The sequence below is a fragment of the Abditibacteriota bacterium genome, from assembly GCA_017552965.1.
In the GTDB taxonomy this organism is placed as follows: Bacteria; Armatimonadota; UBA5829; order UBA5829; family UBA5829; genus RGIG7931.
Map to the genome: position 1 here is coordinate 1 of JAFZNQ010000078.1, position 7373 is coordinate 7373.

The window sequence follows — 7373 nt, forward strand, 5'->3', positions numbered from 1 at the left end:
GTACGGGCAAATGGGGTCCCGCCCGAATTACACCCCGGCGAAACCTTTTTCGCCGGGGACCCCGATCCCTTCCCCAAAACGGCCAAACGCCGGTGGCGTTTGATATATTGCCGTGTTGGCCGGGATGACTCGGGGTGCTGGCGCCGAGATGACGTCTGTATTTGACCGTCGTTGCTGCAGCTGCGCAGCCTCCTTGTCCCGTCTATGCCAAACGTCACTTCGGCGGCGGGGGCGCTTGCGCCATCGCCGGTAAGAAGTCCCCTTCAAAAGAACCGCGAGCCACGGCCACGGACCAAGCCGGGGTGGGACAAAACATAACTTTTCTCCGGCGGCAGGCAGACCGCTGTTCCCGGGCCTTTCCGACAGTTTGAAGGGGATATCTTACCGGTTTTGCCTGACGTCAAAACCGCCGATATGACGTCTGAATTGGCCGCCGGGATGACTCGGGGTGTTGGCGCCGGGATGACGTCTGTATTTGACCGCCGTTTCTGCCGCGGCGGTAATTCGGGGGGGCACTTGTTATTTTTGCCGAAAGAGGGTATCATAATAATGGAGACTGATTTGCGGAGTGATAATATGAAGAAATACTTACTTTTTTTGATAGCCCTGCTGGCGGCGGCCGTCCTGGCCGGCTGCGGCGGTGACAGTACCGACGATTCCAAGGCCAGGGAGACCATGCGCCATCTGAAGAAAACCGACCGGGTCACCATGAAGGAGCAGGATGTGGAGGAAGGAGCCACCTACGTCTATACCTTCAACACCATCGACATATTCATCGAAGGCTCCGACCGCTCCATACGCTGCGAGGTGGAGGGCGCCGTCCCCGTTTTCACCGAGCTCAACGCCGCTCCGGAGGACTGGAACTATTTCAAGACGGTGCAGCTGGATGACGGCAGCATCTGCGACGTAGGCGGCGTGCTGGAAGGGGACACCCTGACCATGGAATACATGGATCTGCTGTGTCCCGGCGAGCTGGAGATAGGCGACGTATGGGAGAGCAACGGCACCACCTACGTGGTGAAGGAGTATCAGTACGTGTGCGACGATTCCAGCGACGCCTTTGGAGCTTTTTTGGTGGAGAGCACCGGCGCCCTCGAGAGCAAGGTGTGGTGGGCTGCCAAGGAGATAGGCTTCCCCGTGAAGTGCATCTACCCGGGCAGATCCATCAGGATATCCAAGTTCGAGGACGACATCTGACAGACCTGCGCGGCAGGCCGGATCATTCCGGCCTGTTTTTTTTGCGTCCGAAGAGCCCCGCTATGGCCAGCGTCAGAGCGGCCAGAGGGTGGGGCAGGAGGAGCAGCATCACCAGAGCGTTGTCCGCGGGAAAGAGCCTCAGGAAAAAGTTGGACACGAACACCGCCTGCAATATGAATATGCCCAGTCCGTAGAGCATCATGAGGGCGCGGATACGGCGGACCCGGGCAAAGGCCAGGAGGGCGCACACCAGGGCGGGCAGAGCTCCGGCGAGACCCAGGAGCAGGGGGTTCATTCGGATGATGGTGAGAAAGATGACGAATACCGCCAGATACAGTATGAGTACGAGCTTGTCGGGTTTCATGATATTTCCTCTATTATTACTTCCGCAAAGGCGATGCGCCGGGTGTGGCTCATGGTGAGGTGCACTCTGCAGCCCTCCAGAGCGCGGGCTGCGTCCCCCGACAGCGCCAGAGACGGGGCTCCGGCGGGACCGTTCACCACCCGGACCTCGTGCCATTTCTGGGGGGAGCCGCAGGCCTTGGCAAAGGCTTCCTTGGCGCAGAAACGGGCGGTCAGATGCTGGGCCGGGTCGGGGCGGGACATGGCGTAGGCCACCTCCTCCGGGAGAAAGCATCTGGACAAAAAGGCTTCGGACTCCATCCTGCTGCGGATGCGGTCCACCTCCTCTATGTCCGCGCCTATGCCTCTAATCATTGCTTGCCTGGCTGTTCAGCCTGTCTATGAGGGCTTCCTTTTCCTTGACAAACAGGTTCATAAAGGCCTTCTTGGTCTTGGCCACCTTGACGCATTTGATGATGACCGGATTGGTGTCGGTCTTGATCCTGGCGTCAAAGTCGGAGATGAGCTCTCTCAGCTGCTCCTCCTCGATGGTGTAGAGCAGCTCGTCGTGGCGGGTGCCGCATTTCATAAGGTCGATGGCCGGGAATATGCGTCTTTCTGCCAGGCTCCTGTCCAAAATGAGCTCCATATTGCCCGTGGCCTTGAATTCCTCGAATATGGCGTCGTCCATCTTGCTGCCCGTGTCCACCAGGGCCGTGGCTATGATGGTCAGGCTGCCGCCGTTTTCTATGTTTCTGGCCGCTCCGATGAACTTTTTGGGCCTGTAGAGGGCGGCGGGGTCGATGCCGCCGGACAGCGTGCGTCCGCTGGGAACGACGGTGATATTGGAGGAGCGGGTGAGACGGGTCAGGGAGTCCAGCAGTATGATGACGTCCCGGCCGCTCTCTGTGTAGCGCTTGGATTTGTTCAGCACCTGCTCGGCCACCCACATATGGTTTTCGGGGGTCTCGTCAAAGGTGGAGGCCACCACTATGACGTTGTCCGGGTTTTTCACGTTGATGACGCTGCGCTTGATGTCTGTGACTTCCTCGGGCCTTTCGTCTATGAGCAGTATGATGAGGATGCTGTCCGGGTAATTGGTGGCGAAGGAGTTGGCCATGTCCTTCAGCAGGGTGGTCTTGCCCGCCTTTGGAGGCGCCACTATGAGGCCTCTCTGGCCCTTGCCTATGGGGGCAAACAGGTCTATGAGCCTGAGTGAAGCGTCGCTGATGAGCCTGTCGCAGTCGTCCTTGGCCAGCTCCATCTCGTAGCGGGTGTCCGGATATACGGCCACCAGCTCCTCAAAGGGCTTGCGGGTCTGCTTTTGCAGCTCCGGGTCCAGGCCGTTCACCTGCTCTATCTTCAGCAGTGAACGGTGCCGCTCGTTTTCCTTGGGCTGACGGACCACGCCGGTGACCGTGTCCCCGTCCATGAGGCCGAAGAGCTTGATCTGGGAGGCGCTGACGTAGGTGTCGGTGATGTCCTTGACGAAATTGTGTCTCAGAAAACCCCGGATGTTGCCCTGGGCGTCCCGGATGATCTCCAGGATGCCCGTGTCCTTGAAGAAACCGCTCTGCTTGGAATAAGCCTCGGTGATCTCTCCCTTCAGCTCCGCCCGGTCCTTGCCCGCCGGGTCTATCTTCAGCTGCTTTGCCCTCTCCTTGAGCTCTTCGTAGCTCATGGTGTCCAGCTCCTGCAGCCTGAGGAAGTTCTGGGTGTTCTGCGGCGTGTCCGCCGCGGTGCCGTTTGCGTCGTTTTTCAGCATGGGTCACGCATCCTTTGTTATGGCTCTATGCGCCATACGTCCCTCAGCTCTCTGTAGCTGCCGTCCAGGTCCAGACCGTAGCCGCAGACGAAGCCGTCTTTGATGGCAAAGCCTGCATAGTCGGGCTCATATTTCCCTTCGCGGTAGAGCAGTGAAAAGATCTTGATCTCGGAGGGATTCAGCTTGGCCAGCTCTTGAGAGACGGTGGTCACCGTGAGGCCCGTGTCAACTATGTCCTCCACCAGTATCACGGGCTTGCCCGCTATGTCCTCGGTCAGGTCCAGGGACCCGGTGACCCGGCCGGTGCTCTCGGTGCCCTTGTAAGAGTTGAAGCTGACAAAGTCGATCCTGACGGGTATCTTGAGCAATCTGACCAGGTCTGCCGTGACCATAAAGGCTCCCTTCAGATTGCAGATGATGACTACCTCCCGGCCCGCATAGTCCCGGTTTATGGCGCTGGACAGCTCTACCAGCTTCATCTGGATCTTCCTATTGGATAACAGTTTCTTTTTCATGACAGATGGGGCGAATGCCCCTGTATTCCTCCGTGTATTATTCTGTGGTGACAGGCTTGATGGTCCTGATATGCAGCTCCTTCAGCTGGTCTGCGTCCACTTCCGAAGGAGCGTCGGTCATGGGATCCACCGCCGTGGCGGTCTTGGGGAAGGCCATGACGTCTCTGATGTTGTCGTCGTCCGCGAGGAGCATGATGAGCCTGTCTATGCCGGGGGCTATGCCGCCGTGAGGGGGAGCCCCGTATTCAAAGGCGTCCAGCATGTGTCCGAACCGGGCGCGTATATCCTCGTCCTTGTAATTCATGAGCGAAAAGACCTTGTTCTGTATGTCTCTTCTGTGGATCCTGATGGAGCCGGAAGCGCACTCGCTGCCGTTGCAGACGAAGTCAAAGGCCTGAGCCCTGATCTTGCCGGGGTCCGTGTCCAGGAGAGGCAGGTCTTCCTCGTAGGGCATGGTAAAGGGATGATGGGTGGCGTCCCAGCGGTTTTCCTCTTCCTTCCATTCGTACATGGGGAAGTCCAGCACCCAGGCAAAGGCCAGATAACGGTCGTCCCGCAGGTTCAGCCTGTCGCCCATTTCCAGACGAATGGCCGAGAGAGCGGCCGCCACTATTTTGGGCTTGTCCGCCACTATGAGTATGAGGTCGCCGGGCTTGGCTCCGAAGGCGCCGATGATGGCGCTCATCTCCTCATCGGAGAAGAACTTGGCTATGGGCGACTTCACAGTGCCGTCCTCGTTCACTATGATGGTGGCGAGACCCTTGGCTCCCAGCTTTTTGGCCTTTTCCGTCAGGACGTCCAGGTCCTTCCGGGAATAGCCGCCGCAGCCCGGAGCGCAGATGCCCTTGATCTCGGGAGCCTCCGCAAACACCTTGAAGCCGGAGGCGTTGCCTATACCGGTGATATTGACGAATTCCATGCCAAAGCGCAGGTCCGGCTTGTCCGAGCCGTATTTGTCCATGGCCTCGGCGTAGGTGATCCTGGGGATAGGGCGGAACATGACCTGCTTGTCGGAGAGGGTGTCCACTATCTTCAGCATCAGCTCGTCCACCAGGTCAAAGATCATCTCCTGCTTGCAGAAGGACATCTCTATATCCAGCTGGGTGAATTCGGGCTGCCGGTCCGCTCTGGGGTCTTCGTCCCTGAAGCATTTGGCTATCTGGAAATACTTGTCCAGACCCGCCACCATCAGGAGCTGCTTCAGCTGCTGAGGGCTCTGGGGCAGGGCGTAAAAGGTGCCGGGATAGAGCCTGGAGGGGACCAGAAAGTCTCTGGCGCCCTCGGGGGTGGACTTGATGAGGATGGGAGTCTCCACCTCCAAAAAGCCCTTGCTGTCCATATAGTCCCGGATGAGCTTCACTACCTTGTGGCGCAGTATGAGCCTTTTTTGCATCTCGGGGCGCCGCAGGTCCAGATATCTGTATTTGAGACGGATCATCTCGTCGGTGGTGATGCCGTCCTGGATGGGGAAGGGAGGCGTCTTGGCCGTGTTGAGTATGGTCATGGCCTCTATGTGGACCTCGGTCTCGCCCGTGGGGATATTGGGGTTCACGGTCCCTTCCGGCCTGGCAGCTACCAGACCCTCTATCTCCACCACGAATTCGCTCCTGACCGTTTCGGCCTGTCTGAACAGCTCCGGCTGCTTCTGAGGGTCGATGACGCACTGCACGATGCCTTCCCGGTCCCTGACGTCCAAAAAGATCAGGCCGCCGTGGTCGCGGCTCCTTTGGACCCAGCCCTGGATGATAACTGTCTGTCCTATGTAGTCAGAGGTGATCTGACCGCAATATACGGTGCGTGTCTGCATGTTGTGCTCCAAAAAAATTAGTGTTGAGATCTGGCTTGTATATATCCGGCAAGCCGGTCAAAATCCTGAGTGTCCTGAACGCCTGTCTGCATGTCCTTTACGGCGGCCTGTCCGGAGGCTATCTCGTTGTCGCCTATGATGACGGCGAACCGGGCGTTCATTTTGCCCGCCGTCTTCATCTGGGCCTTGATGCTCCTGCCGGTAAAGTCGGTCTCTGCGCGCACTCCCGCCTCTCTCAGGCTGTGGGCCAGCATGAGACAGGTCTTCTGGGCGCTGTCGCCTGCCGCCACCATATACACCTGAGGCTCGTCGGACACGGGAAGGCTGACTCCCATGGCCTCCAGAGTCAGGATGAGCCGCTCCAGGCCTATGCCAAAGCCGATGGCGGGGGTGGGCGCGTGGCCCAGCTCGCTGATCAGATCGTCGTATCTGCCGCCGCCTCCTATGGCGTTCTGAGCTCCCAGACCACCCGAGACGAATTCAAAGGCGGTCTTGGTGTAGTAGTCAAAGCCCCGGACCAGATTTTTGTCTATGGTGTAGGCTATGCCCAGCCCGTCCAGAGCCTCCCGGAGCCCCGCAAAGTGCTCCCGGCAGCCGTCGCACAGATAGTCGGTGAGGGCAGGGGCGCCGGCCAGGGCCTTTTGGCAGCCCGGCTCCTTGCAGTCCAGCATCCTGAGGGGGTTGCGCTCATATCTGCCGCGGCACACGGGGCACAGCTCGTCGAGACGCTCCCCCGCATAGGCGGTCAGGGCCTCCCTGTAGCGGGGACGGCACTCCGGGCAGCCTATGGAGTTGAGCTTCAGAACGTATTCGCTGACGCCCACGGCCCGGAGAAAGCCCGCGGCCAGGGAAATGACCTCGGCGTCGGCGCGGGGAGACTCCTGTCCCACGCACTCCACTCCCAGCTGAGTGTGCTCTCTGTAGCGGCCGGCCTGAGGCCTTTCGTAGCGGAACAGGCGGGCTATATAATACATTTTGGCAAAGGGCAATACGCTCTGCAGGTTGTGCTCCACAAAGGCCCTCATGGAAGGGGCCGTGCCCTCCGGGCGGAGAGTGAGGCTGCGGCCGGAGCGGGATTCGAAGGAATACATCTCCTTGGTGACCACGTCAGTGGTCTCTCCCAGATTTCTGGTGAAGAGCTCGGTGTGCTCGAAGGTGGGAGTCCTGATCTCCGAGAAGCCGCACCTTCTGCAGGTCTCCCTGAATACGCCTTCTATATACTGCCATTTGCAGCTTTCCGTGGGAAGGACGTCCATTGTGCCGCGGGGAGCTTTGTATTCCGGCATGATAATCTCCTTGAGATACGTGAGAGTGATTGTGTTTGTCAGGGTCGGGTATAACTACTATAGATTATACCCTATATGCAAAAAAAAAGCAAACTTTTATGAAGAGGGGGAAAAAGGGGCGCTTGTCCCGTCCAACATCAACGTCACTTCGGCGGCGAGGGCTTTTGTCCCGTCCAGGCTTAACGTCACTTCGGCGGCGAGGGCGCTTGTCCCGTCCAACATCAACGTCATTTCGGCGCCTCAGCAAGAGGCGGTAAGAAATCCCCTGTCACGAAGCCGCGAGCGTCCGTTACGGACCAGGCCCGACGGGACAAAGGGCTGTTGTTTCCGGCGGCGCAGCCTCATTGTCCCGTCCAACATCAACGTCATTTCGGCGCCTCTGCAAGAGGCGGTAAGAAATCTCCTCCGAAAGAACCGCGAGTGTCGGTCACGAACCGGCCCAACGGGACAAAACATACTTA

At 58.8% G+C, this 7373-nt stretch carries 8 protein-coding genes; 2 read left to right on the plus strand and 6 right to left on the minus strand.

The window, feature by feature from the left end:
• The first annotated feature begins 576 nt into the window (after positions 1-576).
• Positions 577-1197: a hypothetical protein gene (locus IK083_07310; GenBank protein ID MBR4749358.1), complete on the plus strand. Its 621-nt coding sequence runs from the start codon at positions 577-579 to the stop codon at positions 1195-1197.
• A 22-nt stretch (positions 1198-1219) separates the two neighbouring features.
• On the opposite strand, the gene IK083_07315 is transcribed toward IK083_07310, so the two are convergent.
• The 6 genes from IK083_07315 to IK083_07340 form a co-directional block, all read right to left on the minus strand.
• Positions 1220-1561, minus strand: coding sequence for a hypothetical protein (locus IK083_07315; GenBank protein ID MBR4749359.1), 342 nt, complete (start codon positions 1559-1561; stop codon positions 1220-1222).
• Positions 1558-1914 (minus strand): holo-ACP synthase, encoded by a 357-nt coding sequence (acpS, locus tag IK083_07320; GenBank protein MBR4749360.1) that lies wholly within the window; start codon positions 1912-1914, stop codon positions 1558-1560. The genes IK083_07315 and acpS overlap by 4 nt, the downstream gene beginning before the upstream one ends.
• Complete coding sequence (gene rho / locus IK083_07325; protein ID MBR4749361.1) at positions 1907-3304, minus strand: transcription termination factor Rho; 1398 nt, start codon at positions 3302-3304, stop codon at positions 1907-1909. Before rho ends, acpS begins: the two co-directional genes overlap by 8 nt.
• A gap of 17 nt (positions 3305-3321) precedes the next feature.
• A complete protein-coding gene (locus IK083_07330; GenBank protein ID MBR4749362.1) occupies positions 3322-3783 on the minus strand; it encodes a hypoxanthine phosphoribosyltransferase in 462 nt (153 codons plus the stop codon).
• Positions 3784-3856: 73 nt separating this feature from the next.
• On the minus strand, positions 3857-5626 hold the full coding sequence (gene aspS / locus IK083_07335) for an aspartate--tRNA ligase (protein MBR4749363.1): 1770 nt from the start codon (positions 5624-5626) through the stop codon (positions 3857-3859).
• 17 nt (positions 5627-5643) lie between these two features.
• Positions 5644-6912, minus strand: coding sequence for a histidine--tRNA ligase (locus tag IK083_07340; GenBank protein MBR4749364.1), 1269 nt, complete (start codon positions 6910-6912; stop codon positions 5644-5646).
• On the opposite strand from IK083_07340, the gene IK083_07345 reads away from it, so the two are divergent.
• On the plus strand, positions 6911-7373 hold a 463-nt coding region (locus tag IK083_07345), incomplete at its 3' end, for a hypothetical protein (protein ID MBR4749365.1). The genes IK083_07340 and IK083_07345 overlap by 2 nt on opposite strands.